This is a genomic window from Amycolatopsis sp. NPDC114504 (assembly GCF_055633595.1).
The window spans coordinates 1,388,015-1,404,070 of the sequence record NZ_JBVKDU010000001.1 but is presented as its reverse complement, the minus strand read 5'-3'; the positions used below and the strand labels follow the sequence as shown (position 1 = coordinate 1,404,070).

Below are 16,056 nucleotides of genomic sequence, written 5' to 3'. Positions count from 1 at the left end.
TATCGGAGGCGACCGTATCAAGACACGCGCTCCGGTGACGCTTCGGCGACGCCTCGATCGCGGTGTCGCGACGGGCCGGATGGCATCCTGCTCGCGCCTGGTACCCCGAGCTGACCAGTGGAGGCGCCGGATGCCGCCACCCCTGATGGCCCGCGGCCGGCCGCCCGCCCCGGCCGTGTCGCCGTCGGTCCGGCACCGCCGCCCGGAAACCCGTGGCGCGATGGACCCCGGCCCGGCGGACGTGGTCCGCGCCCGCGCGCAGCTGGGCAATGCGGCCGTGACCTCGGCGATGGGCGGTCTGCCGAGGGGCGCCGAGCCCCAGCCGGCCACGTGGACCGGGCAGATGATGCTGGCAGGCCAGAACCTGGTGGGCAACCAGGCCGTCGCGAACCAGGCCGCTGTACCCGTCCCCCTGGCACCGGCCAAGGTCCAGCCCGCGCCGACGAAGCCCCCGCCCGCCAAGCCGGCCGCCCGGAAGACCGAAGCGCAGCCGGCGTCCGTCCCGGACAAGAAGGATCCGGCGAAGGACACGAAGTCCGAGGAGCGCCCGGAGAAGGACGCGGCGAAGGAGAAGGGCACCGGCCCACGCTCACCGGGCGCCGACCCGAAGTTCCAGGCGCTGAAGAAGGACGTCAATACGAAGAAGAAGGCCGTCGGCGCCAGCCATCCACCGGCCGCCGCGGAAGCGGGATCGGCTCAGGAAGCCGCGGAAGCCCCGGCGGACGACCAGGAGGCCCGCGGCAAGGCAGCGCACGCCGAGGACATGGACGCCGCCCAGCCGAAGGAGTTCGACAAGCAGGAGTTCATCAAGGCGGTCAAGAAGGCGATAGCCGACAAGGCCCCGAAGAACCTCGACGAGGCGGACAAGTTCGGCGAGTCCGGCAAGGCCGAAGAGGTCAAGACCGAGGTCCAGGGCAAGGTCGGCGAAGGCAAGGACGCCTCGGCGCGGGAGATCGCCGAAACGACCGCGGCACCGCCGGAACCGGCGCCGGACGCCAAGCGGGTCGTGCCCCTGGCCGCGGACAAGGTGCCGGGCAAGCCGGGCACCCCGAACCCGGCCCAGGCGGCCCCGGACCAGCTGCCACCGTCGGCGACGGACATGTCGGCCGGCCCGGACCAGGTCGACCGGCAGATGGCCGACGCCCAGGTCACCGACCGGCAGCTGTCGTTCGAGAACTCCCGCGAACCCCAGTTCGACAAGGCGGTCAAAGAGAAGAAGACCCTGGAAGACCACTCGGAGGCCGCCCCGAAGAAACTGCGCACCGACGAAGCCGGCGAGCTCAAGCAGGTCAAGAACACCGCTGCGGCCAAGGGTTCCGCCGGGATGGCCGGCATCCACGCCACTCGCGTCGCCACCGGCCAGCGGGTGGACACCGGCAAGAAGGGCGCGAAGAAGACCGACGAGGACAAACGCAAAGAGGTCACCGACCTCCTGCAGAAGGTCTTCGACCAGACCAAGGGCGACGTCGAGAAGATCCTGACCGACCTGGACGAGAAGGTCGACGACCAGTTCACGACGAAGGAGAAGCGAGCACGGGACCGCTTTACGCGCGAACACGAAGAGGGAATGGAGCGGTACAAGGACGAGCGCTACGGCGGGGCGTTCGGCTGGGCGAGGTGGACCAAGGACCTGTTCGCGGGCCTCCCGGAGGAAGCCAACCGCATCTACGAACGCGCGAAGGACAACTACCTGGCGGCGATGGACCTGATCATCACCGAGATCGCCGGCACGGTCGAGGCCGAGCTGAAGCGCGCCAAGGACCGCATCGCCACGGGCCGCAAGGAACTGCAGGCGGCGGTCGACAAGCTCCCGGCCGACCTGAAGGCGATCGGCCGCGAGGCGGCGACGGACTTCGAAGGCAAGTTCGACGAGCTGAAGGACACGGTCAACGACAAGGGCACGGAGCTGGTCGACACGCTGGCCACCAAGTACACCGACGCGGTCAAGTCGGTGGACGACGAAATAGCCGCGGAGAAGGAGAAGAACAAGGGCCTGGTGGCCAAGGCGGCGGAGGCGATCGGCGGCGCCATCAAGGCCATCATCGACCTGGGCCGCATGCTGATGGGCCTGCTCCTGAAGGCGGTGTCGGCCATCGGCGCCATCCTGAAGGACCCGATCGGTTTCCTGGGCAACCTCGTCACCGGCGTCGGCGGCGGGCTGAAGCTGTTCATGAAGCACGCGGGCCGCCACCTGGAGGGCGGCGTGCTGGCGTGGCTACTGGGCACCGGCGGGGCGATCGGCCTGCAGCTGCCCAAGACGTTCGACATCCTCGGCATCCTGAGCCTGATCGCCATGATCCTGGGCCTGTCGTGGGCGAACATCCGCGCGCGCCTGGCCCGCAAGGTCCCCAACCAGGCCCTGGTGGCGGCGGAAACCGCGGTGCCGCTGGTGTCCCAGGTCAAGAGCCGCGGCGTGGCGGGCATGTGGGACGACCTGAAGACCCGCGTCGGCGACCTGAAGAAGGACCTGATCGGCAACCTGGTCTCGTTCCTGCTGCCGACGATCATCATCGCGGGCATCACGTGGATCGTCTCGCTGTTCAACCCGGCGTCGGCGTTCATCCGCGCGTGCAAGATGATCATCGACATCGTCCGTTTCATCGTGACCAATGCTCGTCAGATCATCGAGTTCGTGAACGCGGTCCTGGACGCGATTCTGGCTATTGCCCGCGGTGGTACGGGTGGTGTGCCTGCTCTGGTGGAACGTGCCTTGGCCCGCGCGATTCCGGTGTTGATCGGGGCTCTGGCGGCGTTGCTGGGCATCGGCGGGATCGCCGGGAAGGTCAAGGGGGTCTTCCAGAAGATCGCGCGGCCGGTCAACCGGGCCATCGACTGGGTCATCAAGAAGATGGTCGGCCTGGTCAAGAAACTCTGGGCCAAGGTCAAACCGAAACCGAAGAAGGACCACGGCAAACCCGAAAAGAAGGACGACAAGAGCGGCCACGACGACAAGGTCGCTGCCGGCCTCGCCTCCCTCAAGCGCGAGCAAGGGAAGTACCTGAAAGACGGGCAGATCTCCCATGAAGATGCCAAGAAGGTCGCACTCCAGACAAAACGCGCACATCCTGTCTTCAAGTCGATCACCGTATCCGACGGCGGAGGAACCTGGGACTACAAGTATGTTGCGAGTTCCGGCAAGGTGGCAGGTCCAAAAAAGAAGAAGGACGATGCTATCGAGAAACTGATCGCCGAGATCAAGGAGAAGGCCAGGGAAAAATGGTTCAAGCCAGGTGTCGGCTGGGGTGGGAAGCCGATATCCGCCAGCAACCAGGACGGATACACCACAGGCAAGGGCAGTGAACAGGAGAAGATCAACAAGCTGGGGGTCGCGCACGGCGACCATCACGACACGTCCGTCACGACTCCCGGCTGGTTGAGCGGAAACTGGACACCTGATCACCAGCCCGTGACCAAGCTTACTCGAGGCGACAATATGACGGACAAGGAGCAGAATAGGCTTAAGAAATTCCTTCGAGAGGCAGGAGTCAAGACCACGCTGGCGAACCAGAAGCTCTACCCGCACTCCGAAGGGAGCTCGAGATCACAGGGTGGTACAGTCACCGCGATCCGCTCGAAGATCAAGAAACTCGTGGGACTTGAAGACGGGCAGTGAAGATGCAGCGAGATCTCCCCGGCTGGGAAATAATTCCGCTACTCGACGAACACGCCGAGAGCTACGACTTCCCTGTGCTGAACAACGTGGATATCGACCTGGCGGGGGTTCGCCTGACGGCCTTCCGCGGCGATGACGAGTGGCTCATCGTGTTCGAGGAGATCGAGGTGTTCCGGCGGCAAAGTTTCGTCAACGGCGTCTACGCTTATGGAAATAAAATAGCGAAGTCAGGTTCTCAGGGGTCCGATGACCGTATCATCCGAGAACCCCTTGGTTCACCGCCGCTGTGGGACAACGCCGGCAACTTTCAACTCGATCCCAGCGACTTCCGGATTCGCGCCGGCCACAGTCTCAACGAGTACCACTTCACACCTTCGTCGCAAGAATATGAGCTCGCAGGTATTGACCTGGACGACCAGGAACACAATGCCGCCAGGATACTGCGGTTCCTGGTGCGCGAGATTCCAGCGGAGCTGTATGCGACGGATGGCCGCCTGCTCCGGGCATGCGGGAAAACCGAGCCCCTGTCAAAGTTCATCCAACTGGAGGGATGGCGGCACCCGGATATCGTCGACGACGAACTCCCCAGCGACAGCCCCTGCCTTCAGAGTCTGGCCAATGCGCTCATCATCGGTGATCCGGCGGCCTACGAATGTGCCCCTGAGCTGTGGAACACACACTGGTCAGCCTGGCCGCCGGTGTGAACCTGGGCTGTTCAGTCCCCGCGGACATCTCACTGCCACGAGCCTGCCGCTAGCTCATCAGCCGAGGTGGCTTTCCTTCTTGGGAACCGCCGATCGACGAAGCGACGTTGCGGCAGCGCCACGTGTGGTGACCTCGCGCCGGGACTGGCTCGCGGAGACCCCCCGGAGCACGCCGTCCGTGTCGCTGCTCGACGACGCGGTGCTCGTACTGCACACCCGTCTCCTCGATACCGACCGGCCGGCGCTGGCCCTGTCCCAGGAGCTGGCGCTGTCGGGTGTCGGACGCGGTCCGCAAGGCCGTCACGGAACGCACCGCCGAGCCGGAACGGCAGCGGCTCCTCGACCTCCTTCCCGGGGATGATGCGGAAGCCGACTGACCCGGCGCCTCGCCGGCCTTGACTCTCAAGCCGCTCGAGATCTCATAGTGGTGGGTATGAACGAGCTCTACCCCATCGGGGATGTCGCCCGTCGCACCGGTTTGAGCGTGAGCGCGATCAGGTTCTACGCCGACGAGGGCGTCGTCATGCCAACCAGCCTCACCGAGGGTGGCTTCCGGCAGTACGACGTGCACGCCATCGCCCGGCTCGAGCTCGTGCGCACCCTGCGCGACCTCGGCGCCGGCCTGGACGACGTCCGCCGGGTGCTCGCCGCGGAAAACACCCTGCGGGAGCTGGCCGTCCGGCACCTGCGGCTGGTCGAGGACCAGCTGCGGCAGTTCCACGCGCGCCGCGCGGTGCTGCGGACCATCGTGCGGCAGCACACCACGGCGGAGCAGGTGAGCTTGATGCACAAGCTCGTGTCGATGTCCGACGACGACCGTGACCGGCTCATCAGCCGGTTCTGGGACTTCGTCACCGACGGCCTGGACGTCCATCCCGGCTACGTGGAACGGCTGCGCAGCCGGCGGCCGCACCTGCCGGAAGAGCCGTCCACCGAGCAGCTCGAGGCCTGGATCGAACTCGCCGAGATCGTGCAGGATGACGAGTTCCGCACGGCGCTGCGGACCTTCCTCCACCGCACCTTCGCCACCGAGAAGGGCAAGCTGATGGCCACACCGGAGATGCTGGCCCACGCCGAGCGGCAGCGGGTTCTCTACGTGGAGGCGCAGGCGGCGCACCAGGCGGGCATACCGGCGGACTCCCCGCAGGCCCGGGACATCGCCGAGCGGATGGCGGCCGACTCGGCCGGTTTCGTCGCCGCGATGACCGGCGTCCACGACGTCGGCAAGGCCCGCCGCAGCATGGCCGGCTTCGACCGGACCCGGTCGGCGGAGACGCGGGCCAGGCTGACCGGGATGACCCTGATGGTCAGGTACAGCACGCTGGTGGCGACGATCAACGGCACGCCGACGCCGGACCCGGACAAGACGGCGGCGGTCCAGGAATGGATGGCCGCGGCCCTGCGTCAGGGGCCCGTGGCATCGGACTCCGGGCCCGGGTCGAAGCAATAACCGGTGGACCGGCACGTGCGACCCCCTTAGCCTTCCGTCGAACCGTTTTGCCTTCCGTCCTAAGAGGTGCATTGCATGAATGTCCGGGTGGCCCGGCCGTCGACGGCCGACTCAGCGCTGAGCACTGTGAACTACCCCTTGGACGTGAGGAATCCCCGAAGTGGATCTACCCCGTAGCTTCACCATCCGCGAAAGCAGCCACCGCATCCACAACCCGCTCACCAGCGAGAAACTGGCTGTCCTGGGCGAGGCGCTGAATCCGGCGCCGGGCACTCGGATGCTCGACCTGGCCTGTGGCTCGGGCGAGCTGCTGTGCACCTGGGCCCGCGATCACCGCATCACCGGAACCGGCGTCGACATCAGCACCGTGTTCCTGGCCTCGGCCCGGGCACGGGCGATCGAGCTCGAGGTCGCCGAGCAGGTCGCTTTCACCCATGGTGACGCGTCGAACCACGTCGCCGACGACCCGGTCGACATCGGGTCGTGTGTCGGCGCGTCCTGGATCGGTGGTGGCGTCGCCGGCACCGTGGACCTGCTCCGGCGCAGCGTGCGCCCGGGCGGCGTGATGCTGATCGGCGAACCGTACTGGCGCAGGGAACCCCTGGACCAGGCGACCGTCGAAGGCTGCCACGCCACGAGTGAAGACGACTTCCGCGCGCTGCCGGAACTGCTGGAACAGTTCGGAGAGCTGGGTTGTGACGTCGTGGAGATGGTCCTGGCCGACCAGGACAGCTGGGACCGCTACGTCGCGGCTCAGTGGCTCAACACCCGCCGCTGGCTGGACGCACATCCCGACGACGAGCTGGCCGGCGAGATGCGCGCGGAGCTCACCACCGCTCCGGCACACCACGCCCGATACCAGCGTGAGTACCTCGGTTGGGGCGTCTTCGCTCTGATGGATCGCTGACACCAGAGTGAGTCCCGGTGCCCCGGCACCGGGACTCACTCACCTCGGCATGTGCGGACGTCGCGGCACCGCGGTCGATGGGCGGCTGGACATGTGGAAGTCTGCGGTTGTGGACTCAGTGACGCTGCACGTGGCGGCTCGTCGGTACCTGATGGATCGCTACGACGAGCTGGTCGAGCAGTACGCCGCGCTCCCTGACCAGGGGCGCGCCGGGTTCGGCTACCGGCCCGAGGCCTATCGGATTTTCCCGCGCTACAACGTGGTCGAGGCGATGCTGGCGCAGGTCGAGCGGCTCGATCCGGATCGGCTTCCCGAGCCGTCCAGCCTGCTGGCCCAGCTTGCCGAGGCGGCAGCTACTGCCCAGTCCCCGTTCACCGAGCCGGAGCACAACGAGGTGGCCGCGGCGGTGATGGCTGAGGAGCGTCAGCTGTTCTCCTTGGTTGTGGGGGAGTGGGCCGGCCGCGGTGATCTGCAGGTACAGCCATTGCCGTACCGGCGTGTGCTCACGTCGGCTGAATCGGTCGCCCAGCAGCAGCAATTACAGCGGCGCTGGGGGCTGGCCGACCGATCGTGGCATCCGATGATCGCTGCCGAGACCCCGTCGGAGGTGCTGATTTTGGTCGAGGCGGTCATGTGGGAATTGCCGGAGGCCGTCAGGCACGTGCGCACCGCGCTGCGGGCGGCAGGCGGGGGTCGCGTGACCGAGTTGCGCGAATACGGCGAGGAGTACCTCATCGACGTGGACCTGGTCGCGCCTCGATACACCGGTGCTGAAGGCGTGTGGAGCGACGACACGCTCACGTGGATCGCCTATGCCTCTCACGAGGGAACGGTCGCCTTCGGTGGCCGGCTCGCCGCTGCCCTGCCTGCCCTGTGGCCCGACCTGGACCGATGGCGCTGGTCTCCCTGAACGGCCGCCCCACCCTGCCTGGCTGGATGGAAGAGCGGTCGGAGCTTGGAGAATCCCGTTTGGTCGAGCCGAGGAACAGGCAAGTGAAGGTGCGGCGCGCTTACGCGGTCAGGTTGTTGACGGTGAGGGCGGCGATCTTTTTCGCGGCGCCACAAGGGTCGTGCTGCCAAGGGCCGGCTTCGGACTCGTCAGCGGTGGCGGCGTTGATGTAGACAAGTGTGGTGTCGTCAGCGGCGAGTGCGAGAGTGCAACCGAGCGGGCCGTCGGCCTGCTTGCTGGGGACGTTCTCCTCGATGGCGACGATGACCGCGGGATAGATGGTCTCGACAGTGATCGGCTCCCAGTGGTTGCCGGTGTCGTGGCCCAAGGCATGCTCCTGAAACAGGATGCGCAGGGTGTCGCCTCGGTTCGAGGTGCTGACATTGGCGACGGTACCGAACGTCGTGACGCATCGGTTTCCGTCTCGGCTGCGTTCACCGCCGGCGAAGCCGATAGCGGTGAGCTGCTCGACGGTGACCGCGGCGCACGGATCGGCGCGGAACCGCCCGGCCCCGCTCATCCCGATCCCGGGGATCGGCGGGACCGACACCGACGGCTCTGCCGGAGCCGGCGACCGACCGGGCGAGCAGCCGGCAACCAGCCCTAGTCCCAGGGCGGCGACGGCAACGCAGAGAGTTCGGCGATCGATCATGTGTGGCTAGCTCCCGGCTTGACCCGCCAGCGACCCGGGTCGTCGATCACCTCGTTGCTGTCCCCGACGTCGGGCAGTCTGGTGAAGGTGGCTTCGATCGTGGTCAACTGGATGCGGCTGCCGACCAGCTTGCCGATGTTGGTCATCAGCCCGCCGAGCAAGGTCAGGCAGTCGTTCCAGAATGTCGCGAACGCCGAGTTGATCGCGTCGGCGACGTCCTTGAAACCGATGATGGCCAGCGGTGGCAGAGCAGCGGATTCCGCGACGGCGATGCCGATCTTCCCACCGAGCTGGGCGAGGTTGATCGCGCATTTGCCGATGGTCATGAGCAGGTTCTTGTAGGTGTCGGTGATCGTCTCGGCGATCGAGGACATGGTGCTGGTCAGGCTGATCATGGAGCTCTGGTTCTGGCCCAGGGCAGTCACGGCCTTGCCGGCGTAGGCGTTGAACTGGTCGGCGGCGTCGCCGTGCCAGGCCTTCGCGAGGGTCAGCTGGGCGGCGTTGAGCTGTTCAGCCGCTTTGGTCAGGGCCGTCTCGCTGGCGAACGTGTCGGCGAGGTGGAGGACCTTGCCGATGTCGCCGGCGATGAAGACACGAAGCTTGTCCAGCAAGGTGATGATGCCGTGTGCACCGATGAAGTCGGCCCAGTAGCGGATTTTTGCGTCGGCGTCGGTGGGGTAAGGCATCTCAGCCTGCGGCGGTGTGACCGGTGTCGGAGGGGCGGCCGACCATGACGGGGGAAAGGCGCTCATGGGAGGCCTCCTTCGAGCTTCTTGAGCCGTTCGTACTCGGCGGCGTCCTGCTGTTCGTAGTAAGAGGCAGCGGTCTGCAGAGCGCGGGCCAGCTGGTGCAGTGTCTCGGCGTTCTTGCTCGAGATCCCGCGGATGGTCTCGATGGCCCGGTTGTACTGCTCGACGGTTCCCGCGCCGTTTCTCCTGGGCATGATCGTCGTCAGCGTCCCGGGCAGTCCCAGATCGAACTCGCCGAGCAGCGTTCCGGCCAGGTCCTGCTGCGCGAACGTGACGACGAGCTCGGCGGCGGTCGTGACGTCGTCGGCGGCTTTGCGCAGGGACTCGGGGTAGACGCGGTAGCCGTGGCCGGTGATGTCGTTGGGGTCGAAGGTCATGCCAGCCCCGTTTCAGCGACCACCGTGGCGACGGTGTCGCCCCGGCGCTGATCGGCTCGTTGTTCGGCGTCGCGGATGCCTTGCAGTAGGGTGCGGGACAGCGCGTCGGCGGAGTATTGGTGCATCTCGGCGACGTCGAGGGTTACCGCGGTTAGTTCGCCGGCCCCGGACACGGTCACCGTGCCCAGTTCGCCCGGCAGCTGCCACTCCAGCGGCGCGTGTTCGGCACCGCGAGCGGTTTGCGTCACGGTGGCCACAGCGGCGTCGATTTCCCGCGCCAGGTTGTACAGCTCGTCCTGGTAGTTCACCAGCGTCCCCGTTCCTCGTCCTCGCCGCTGTCGTCGCTCAGAAAGTCGAGGTTCTCGAAGTTCTCTTCTTCTGGTTTCTCGCTTTGGGGACGTGCGCGCGCCGGGGGGCTCGGCGGGAGTGGGTCTGGTTGCGTGCGTTGGTCATGGGTGGCGCCGGTCCAGCGGTCGCTGCCGACGCCGTCGGGTGGTGGGACTGGAGCGGGCTGCCATACCTGGTCTTTGTCCAGGACCGCGCGGATCTTCGCGGTGGCCAGGGTGCTGGCTTGCCGGCGGGCGGCCGCCACGGCCTCGACCACGTCGGGTCCGATGGTGTGCGGATGGGCGCCGCGCATCGCTGCCGCGCTGATCTTCAGGTCCATGAGCCGTCCGTGGCCGCTCACGGCCGCGGTCACCACGCCGTCGCGCGATTGGCCGGTGAACTGGACCCGGTCGAGTTCCTCGTCCAGTTCTGCGGCCTGTTGCCGCATCACGTCTGCGTAAAACACCACGTCGGTGTCGCCTCCCCACGTTCCCGACATGCACTCTCCGGGGGCGGTAACTGCGGTCATCACTGGTGGTCGCAGGTCGGTCACCCCACGCGGGTCAGCGTAGCTGATCGAGGCTCGTGTCGACGGCACCTTCCCCATAGCTCGACTTCAAGGTGACGTACAGCTCGCTTCTGGGTGAGCAGCAGCTGCCGGGCGTCTCTGCGATTAGCGGCGCCAGGCAGTCGGAGTCCTTGAGCGGCTGTTTGAGGCCATTCTCGCCGACAGCGAGCGGGTTTGGACCCATCCACCCGACAACCAGGTCTATCCGCTCGAACATCGGGGGGCGACATGAAGCTGCCACCGTGCGGTCATTACGCAACCGGCCGACAGCGGCGCCGAACATCCGCTCATCGGCATCAGCGGACGTCAGGCAAGCGTCGCTGCCATCGACGGCAGCGACGTGAAGTAACAGACTGTGGACCCAGCGCGTCCAGTACGAGGAGACTGGGAGTTCCTGCGCTGGGAGGTTCCGTGAACCACGACGAAGGTGAAGGGTCCGCCAGTGATGTCCCCAAGATCGCCGCTCTTGAAGCCTTTGAAAGGTGGAGTAACTATCTTCTGGTCGCAACAGTTGCGGCAATCGGATGGGTTGCGTCGAAGAATGTGATCTTTCGATACGCGGTGATGCAATCGTTGACCGTGTGGTTGTTGGGGGTGTCGATCATCTTCGGCATACTGACCTTGGCGCTCGTTCCATTGGTTTCCCAAGAAATGAAAGATCAAGTTTCAACGACAAAGTCTTCGATCTATTCGATACAAGTGTCGTTCAGAGTCTTTTCGATCAACAGGCATGCGTACCTTACGCAGGCATGCCGCCCTCAACACGTGGCGTTTATGTTGGGAATAATTTGCTACTGCGTCGGGGTTTCGGATGTCGGATGGCTCGGGGTAGTCGTTGCAGTAGTTTTTTCGGTCTACGGGTTCTTCTCCAGGCCGGGATGACCGCGGAATTCATCCCCGTCATCAGTGCGCTCATGCTCGTCTGTTGCCTTGGCCGTCAGGTGTTCTCGCCGGCCTGGTCAACGCGGCGGGGACAGGCAACGCCGCTCATCGGCATGAGCGTGCGTCCTGGCGTCGACCGTTCATCGCGCCACGGATGCTGATGCTGCGCCGGAAATTGACGGTTTCCGTTATGGTTGGCGCGTGTGTGGAACTGGACCCTGTGTCGGCTTGTCGAACGTGGAACACGCCTCCATTGTGGTTCATCGGCGATTGGCTGCGTGTCGGGTCGCCGACGCGGACGCGTCGTATGCACCGGGCAGACCGATATGAGCGGACGTTCGGAGTCAGCGACCGCAGCGGTCGACGCGCTTCCAGGGCCAGTCCGTGGCGAGCCAGCGTGCGACGGCGTCGGCTAGGGGTACGTCGAGGTCTGATCTGTCGGCCCGCACCCAGGAGCGCACCGTGACGTCCCATTCCTCGGAGGTTGAGGGGTACAGGTAGACGCAACCGATGACGTCGTTGTCACGCGGATCGAGAACCGTAAAGGTGAAACCTGTGCTCCGTGTGAAGTCGTCGGCGTGGCGGCGGAGGTCGGCGAGGTTCGCCTCGGGCGTCATGCCGTCGCGTGGCGGCCATTTGCCTTGGTGAAAGCCGGGAGTGGCCCGGATGTGCTCGATGCTCGACATCCAGGCGGCATGATCGGCGCGATTGTGCCGCGACCCCAGCGGTTCAAGGTGGAACCGGTCGGTGACGAGCGAGGTCGGCGGATCGAAGCCGACTGGCACGAACTTGTCCGCGGTCATGATCGGGATCGTACTGACTCTCGGCATGAGCGCGCATCCCGGCGGACGACCAGTCAGCGCTATGGGCGGTTCCCCTCCAGCACCAAACCGTCATGTCCAGGATCCGCTGGTAGTACTCGCGACCATAGGCGTCGAGCTCGGGGATGACTCGGATGAGTCGCTGTTCGCATTCGGCGAGGACATTCCGTTTCTGGTCGTTCAGGAGACCTTGTCGCTCCAGCCAGACGGAGACGCAACCGGCTGGGTTTGCGTCGAGCATCACCATGTCGATGCCTCCCACGTCGGCACCTCGCCACCGGCTGGGGAACGGCGCCTTGCGATGCGCCTCGGAGAGCGTCCTGACTGCTGCCTGCCGACCCGTGAGATCCACTGGCTTCCCTTTCCCTGACTCAGGCGAAGCAATGGTACGGGCGCATAGTCGTCGGCAAAAGCGGCGTTGTCGCGGTGACATTTGCCCGGCACCGCCCGCGAGGCGAGTCACTCGGCCGACCGGGACCACCACGTCTGCGCCGCCCCGAGCGTGATGCGGGCCAGCAGCACCGCGGCTCCGATGCCGGCGATCAGCCGGGCGCCGAGACCGTCGAGCCGGACGGCGAGCCAACCGCCCGCAACTGTGCCAAGCACGGAGAGCAGGAAGTCGACGATCAGCAAGGGCGTCAGGGCGAGCAGGGCCATGTCAGCTCCCGTATCCCCGCGGCGGCTTCGCCGCGCCAGGTACAGCGAGAGCGTGGCGGTGCCGGCGAACGCGACCCAGGCCAGGCTGAGCATCACCCACAGCACCGCGGTCACCGGGCTTCCCCTGCCGCACAAAGAGACTCACCAGAATTCATAGCGGTCCTCCCTCTCGGTCCCTGCCAGGGTCAACTGCTTCGGACACTCTGTCAAGACACTATGTCCGGACAGGTGTCCGGAAAGTGATGTTCCCGAGCCGCCGGATACGATGCGGGCCGACCATGACTGCACCCCGAACTCGGAGCTGCCCATGCCATCAGTGACCCGGGCCGCGCAGGCCAACCGGTCCGATCGACGGGAAGCGACGGAGCAACGGGTGTTCGCCGCGACCGAAGAACTTGTCCGCGAAGGCTCGTTCACCGAGGTCAGCGTGGAACGGCTGGCCGCCGCCGCGGGTATCTCACGGTCTACCTTCTACGTCCACTTCCAGGACAAGGGTGATCTGGTCCGCAAGCTCTCCAAGACGGTGCTGACCCAGCTCCGCGAGGTGTCCGACCGCTGGTGGACGGTCGCTGAACAGGCAGATCCGACGCAGCTGAAAGCGGCCGTGGCTGCGATCGTCGACATCTACCGGCGGCACCCGGCGGCCTTCACGGCCATGTCGGAAACCGCGACGTACGACCCCCTCGTGGCCGAAGAGCTCCAGACCACCATGCGCCAGATCATCGACGCCACCCGTGCCGCCATCGAACGGGGCCAATCCACTGGCGTCATCCGCGACGTGCCGCCCATGGAGACCGCCGCGGCTCTCACCTGGATGGTCGAACGCACCGGCTACCAGATGGTCCGCAACACCGACCCGGCCGGCGACGCCACGATCGTCGGAGTGATGACCGATATCATCTGGAGCACCCTCTACCGGACCCCGGCGGACTCCTGATTCACAGATAACGACGTCCCAGCGACCGACGAGGACGATTCCGCTCGAATACTCGCCACGGTCAGCGCCATTTCAGCTGCCGCACAGGCGAGTGACCGTCCGTGGGCCGGCCGCCACGCTGACCGAAGGTCGATCGGGTGCCGACAGCACGCCACCGACCGTGGCCATGCGTGCAGCAGATACGGGAACGCACACTGTCATCGGGACGAGCGTGCGTCCTCGACGGGTTTCGCCCTGAGTGTCCGGCCGCCGATGGACACGGCGACCGCCGCGCCTGCCAGGCAAACCATGGACGTGATCAGGAAGATCGCGCGGTACTCCGTCAGCAGCGCCTCGCGGACCGCGCCAAGGTAGCCGGCGAGCGCCTGGTCGTAGGCCGGCGCGGACGGGAACAGGATCCGGATCGGCGGGTTCAGCGACGCGGTCAACGTGTGGAAGTAGTGCAGGCCGAAGGCGGACACCGCGGCGACGCCGACCAGCATGCCGGTCATCCGCGCGACCACCACCGCGGCCGACGCGACGCCGTGCTGGGCGCGCGGCACCGCACGCAGCACGACCGTCGACAGCGGGGCGATGACCAGGCCGAGCCCCAGTCCGGCCAGCGCCAGGTCGACGTCGAGGCGCGGCAGCCCCAGGACGGACTTGGCCGCGAGGACGTCGGCGGGCCAGTGGGACATCAGCAGGTAACCACCGGCCGCGATCAGCATTCCGGCGCCGGCGATCCAGCGTTCGCCGATCCGCGTGGCGAGCAGGCCGCCGAGCAGCGCGCCGATCGGTAGCGCGACCAGGAACCTCAGGAGGAGCTCGACGCTGCCGCCGTCGTCGCGGCCGAGCAACGTCTGCGCGAACAGGTCGACGTCGACCAGCGTGATCATCAACGCCGCCCCCGCGGCGACGCTCGTCCCGAGCGCGGTGAGGAACGGCCGCAGTGACACGGCCGCCGTGTCGATGAGCCGGACCTCGGCGCGCGACTCCCACCAGAGGAACGCGACCAGGCTGAGCCCGGCGCCGATCAGGAACGGCACTCCCCACGGGGGCAGCACCCGCTCGCGCGGGTTCGGGTTGTCCAGGCCGATGACGAGCAACGCCAGCGTGAGCGCCAGCAGCAGGACACCCCCGAGATCTACGCGCGGCCGCTCGGCGGGTTTCTTGCCACGCACGGAAACCTGCACCGCGACGGCGGCCAGCACGGTCAGCGGGACGTTCACCCAGAACACGCCGCGCCAGCCGGTCGCGGCGGCCAGCCCGATGCCGTAGATCGGCCCGAGCACACTGCCGAGCTCCTGCGCGGCGCCGACGGCCCCCAGCACGGCGGAGCGGCGGTTGCCCGGCCACAGATCCGCGGCCAGCGCGAGGGTCACCGGGAGCAGCGCGCCCCCGGCGGTCCCCTGGATCACCCGGCCCACGACCAGTACCGGCACCGTGTCGGCCAGCGCGGTGACGACCGACCCGGCGAGGAAGCCGCCGAGGCAGGCCTGCAGCAGCAGCTTGCGGCCGAACCGGTCGGAGAACTGGCCGAGCAGTGGCATCGCGGCCACGTAGCCGAGCAGGTAGCCGGTGATGACCGGGGTGACGATCTCCAGCCGGTTCACCGGAACGCTCAGGTCGTCGATGATCTGCCGCAGCAGGCCGACCACTACGTAGGTGTCCAGCGCGCCGAGCAGCACGGCGAGACCGCCGGCGCCGACCGCGAGCGCGCGGCCGCCGCGCGAGCCGGTCGGCCCGGTCACGCCGGCGCGGTCACGGTGACCGGCTTGTCCACGTCGGACAGCGTGACGTCCACGCTGGCGCCGCCCGGGTACCCCAGCGAAGCCTTGACCGGCAGGTGGCCGCCGTCCTGGCGGAGCCAGAAGGTGGCGTTCGCGTCCGAGGCCACCCCCGGCACCAGGGCGGCCAGCGCGTCCTTCGGCACCGTCCCGGTGACGCGGTACGCCGGCGTGCCGTCGACGTCTTCCTTCCCCTCCGTCTGCGGGCCCTGGACCGAGGACAGCACCTTGGGGATGCCGCGCTGCGGGTCGAGGATCGCGGACGGGTCGTAGATCGAGGAGCTCAGCGCCGCGGGGATCTGCTGGAACCCGCCGGTGGGGCCCTTGATGTAGAGCGAGCCGTTCACCAGGACGAACTGGGCGTCGACGACCTGGCCCATCAGCTCCAGCGTGCCGGTGCCCTTCGCGCCACCGCCGTTGGCCTTGGTCAGGTCACCGTCGAGGCTGTGCACGCTCAGGCCCGGGACCTTGCCGTTGACCTTCAGCGTGAAGTGCGTGCTGGTGACGCCGCTCGCTGCCTGCGCGCTGTCCTTGAGCAGGGCACCGGCGTCGGGCAGGGCAGCGGCGCCGGGCGACGACGCGTCGCCGCCCGAGGAGCAGCCGGTGACGATCGCCGCGCCCAGAGCCATCGCCGCGAGCAGGGTACGCCGCAGAATCATGCGTTCACCCTAGATCAGGGGCCGTGCTCCGGAACAGA

The 16,056-nt window shown here is 67.0% G+C and carries 17 protein-coding genes; 8 read left to right on the top strand and 9 right to left on the bottom strand.

Going from position 1 to position 16,056, the window contains the following annotated elements:
- Positions 1 to 130: 130 nt before the first annotated feature.
- From ACZ7PG_RS06515 to ACZ7PG_RS06495, 5 genes are all read left to right on the top strand, one after another.
- Positions 131 to 3,613: a phage tail protein gene (locus ACZ7PG_RS06515; RefSeq protein WP_470238081.1), complete on the top strand. Its 3,483-nt coding sequence runs from the start codon at positions 131 to 133 to the stop codon at positions 3,611 to 3,613.
- 2 nt (positions 3,614 to 3,615) lie between these two features.
- Entirely contained in the window at positions 3,616 to 4,317 is a 702-nt protein-coding gene (locus ACZ7PG_RS06510; protein WP_470239000.1) for a DUF7003 family protein, read from the top strand.
- A gap of 433 nt (positions 4,318 to 4,750) precedes the next feature.
- A complete protein-coding gene (locus tag ACZ7PG_RS06505; RefSeq protein ID WP_470238080.1) occupies positions 4,751 to 5,767 on the top strand; it encodes a helix-turn-helix domain-containing protein in 1,017 nt (338 codons plus the stop codon).
- A gap of 160 nt (positions 5,768 to 5,927) precedes the next feature.
- The gene (locus ACZ7PG_RS06500) at positions 5,928 to 6,674 is read left to right on the top strand and encodes an SAM-dependent methyltransferase (protein ID WP_470238079.1); all 747 of its coding nucleotides are present in this window, start codon (positions 5,928 to 5,930) and stop codon (positions 6,672 to 6,674) included.
- A gap of 118 nt (positions 6,675 to 6,792) precedes the next feature.
- Positions 6,793 to 7,584: a hypothetical protein gene (locus ACZ7PG_RS06495; RefSeq protein ID WP_470238078.1), complete on the top strand. Its 792-nt coding sequence runs from the start codon at positions 6,793 to 6,795 to the stop codon at positions 7,582 to 7,584.
- Positions 7,585 to 7,684: 100 nt separating this feature from the next.
- Here the strand turns inward: ACZ7PG_RS06495 and ACZ7PG_RS06490 are convergent, their stop codons facing one another.
- Genes ACZ7PG_RS06490 through ACZ7PG_RS06470 form a run of 5 tightly spaced genes read right to left on the bottom strand, consistent with a single transcriptional unit; the run spans position 7,685 to position 10,281 of the window.
- A complete protein-coding gene (locus ACZ7PG_RS06490; protein WP_470238077.1) occupies positions 7,685 to 8,275 on the bottom strand; it encodes a DUF3558 family protein in 591 nt (196 codons plus the stop codon).
- The gene (locus ACZ7PG_RS06485; protein WP_470238076.1) at positions 8,272 to 9,027 is read right to left on the bottom strand and encodes a WXG100 family type VII secretion target; all 756 of its coding nucleotides are present in this window, start codon (positions 9,025 to 9,027) and stop codon (positions 8,272 to 8,274) included. The genes ACZ7PG_RS06490 and ACZ7PG_RS06485 overlap by 4 nt, the downstream gene beginning before the upstream one ends.
- Positions 9,024 to 9,401, bottom strand: coding sequence for a hypothetical protein (locus ACZ7PG_RS06480; RefSeq protein ID WP_470238075.1), 378 nt, complete (start codon positions 9,399 to 9,401; stop codon positions 9,024 to 9,026). The genes ACZ7PG_RS06485 and ACZ7PG_RS06480 overlap by 4 nt, the downstream gene beginning before the upstream one ends.
- A complete protein-coding gene (locus tag ACZ7PG_RS06475) occupies positions 9,398 to 9,709 on the bottom strand; it encodes a hypothetical protein (RefSeq protein WP_470238074.1) in 312 nt (103 codons plus the stop codon). The genes ACZ7PG_RS06480 and ACZ7PG_RS06475 overlap by 4 nt, the downstream gene beginning before the upstream one ends.
- The gene (locus tag ACZ7PG_RS06470) at positions 9,706 to 10,281 is read right to left on the bottom strand and encodes a YbaB/EbfC family nucleoid-associated protein (protein ID WP_470238073.1); all 576 of its coding nucleotides are present in this window, start codon (positions 10,279 to 10,281) and stop codon (positions 9,706 to 9,708) included. The genes ACZ7PG_RS06475 and ACZ7PG_RS06470 overlap by 4 nt, the downstream gene beginning before the upstream one ends.
- A gap of 426 nt (positions 10,282 to 10,707) precedes the next feature.
- On the opposite strand from ACZ7PG_RS06470, the gene ACZ7PG_RS06465 reads away from it, so the two are divergent.
- Entirely contained in the window at positions 10,708 to 11,178 is a 471-nt protein-coding gene (locus tag ACZ7PG_RS06465; RefSeq protein ID WP_470238072.1) for a hypothetical protein, read from the top strand.
- A 344-nt stretch (positions 11,179 to 11,522) separates the two neighbouring features.
- On the opposite strand, the gene ACZ7PG_RS06460 is transcribed toward ACZ7PG_RS06465, so the two are convergent.
- Positions 11,523 to 11,981: a GNAT family N-acetyltransferase gene (locus ACZ7PG_RS06460; RefSeq protein ID WP_470238071.1), complete on the bottom strand. Its 459-nt coding sequence runs from the start codon at positions 11,979 to 11,981 to the stop codon at positions 11,523 to 11,525.
- Between ACZ7PG_RS06460 and ACZ7PG_RS06455 the strand changes: the two genes are divergently transcribed.
- Positions 11,980 to 12,369: a hypothetical protein gene (locus ACZ7PG_RS06455; protein WP_470238070.1), complete on the top strand. Its 390-nt coding sequence runs from the start codon at positions 11,980 to 11,982 to the stop codon at positions 12,367 to 12,369. The two genes, ACZ7PG_RS06460 and ACZ7PG_RS06455, sit on opposite strands and share 2 nt — an antisense overlap.
- A gap of 89 nt (positions 12,370 to 12,458) precedes the next feature.
- On the opposite strand, the gene ACZ7PG_RS06450 is transcribed toward ACZ7PG_RS06455, so the two are convergent.
- Positions 12,459 to 12,770 carry a hypothetical protein gene (locus ACZ7PG_RS06450; RefSeq protein WP_470238069.1) on the bottom strand — a complete coding sequence of 104 codons (312 nt, stop codon included), beginning with the start codon at positions 12,768 to 12,770 and terminating at the stop codon, positions 12,459 to 12,461.
- A gap of 259 nt (positions 12,771 to 13,029) precedes the next feature.
- Here ACZ7PG_RS06450 and ACZ7PG_RS06445 point away from each other — a divergent pair, with 259 nt between their 5' ends.
- Positions 13,030 to 13,593, top strand: a complete 564-nt coding sequence (locus ACZ7PG_RS06445; protein WP_470238068.1) for a TetR/AcrR family transcriptional regulator — start codon at positions 13,030 to 13,032, stop codon at positions 13,591 to 13,593.
- A gap of 197 nt (positions 13,594 to 13,790) precedes the next feature.
- Here ACZ7PG_RS06445 and ACZ7PG_RS06440 read toward each other — a convergent pair whose 3' ends face one another.
- The gene (locus ACZ7PG_RS06440) at positions 13,791 to 15,323 is read right to left on the bottom strand and encodes an MFS transporter (protein WP_470238067.1); all 1,533 of its coding nucleotides are present in this window, start codon (positions 15,321 to 15,323) and stop codon (positions 13,791 to 13,793) included.
- Positions 15,320 to 16,018 (bottom strand): LppX_LprAFG lipoprotein, encoded by a 699-nt coding sequence (locus ACZ7PG_RS06435; protein WP_470238066.1) that lies wholly within the window; start codon positions 16,016 to 16,018, stop codon positions 15,320 to 15,322. Before ACZ7PG_RS06435 ends, ACZ7PG_RS06440 begins: the two co-directional genes overlap by 4 nt.
- Between the last annotated feature and the right edge of the window lie 38 nt (positions 16,019 to 16,056).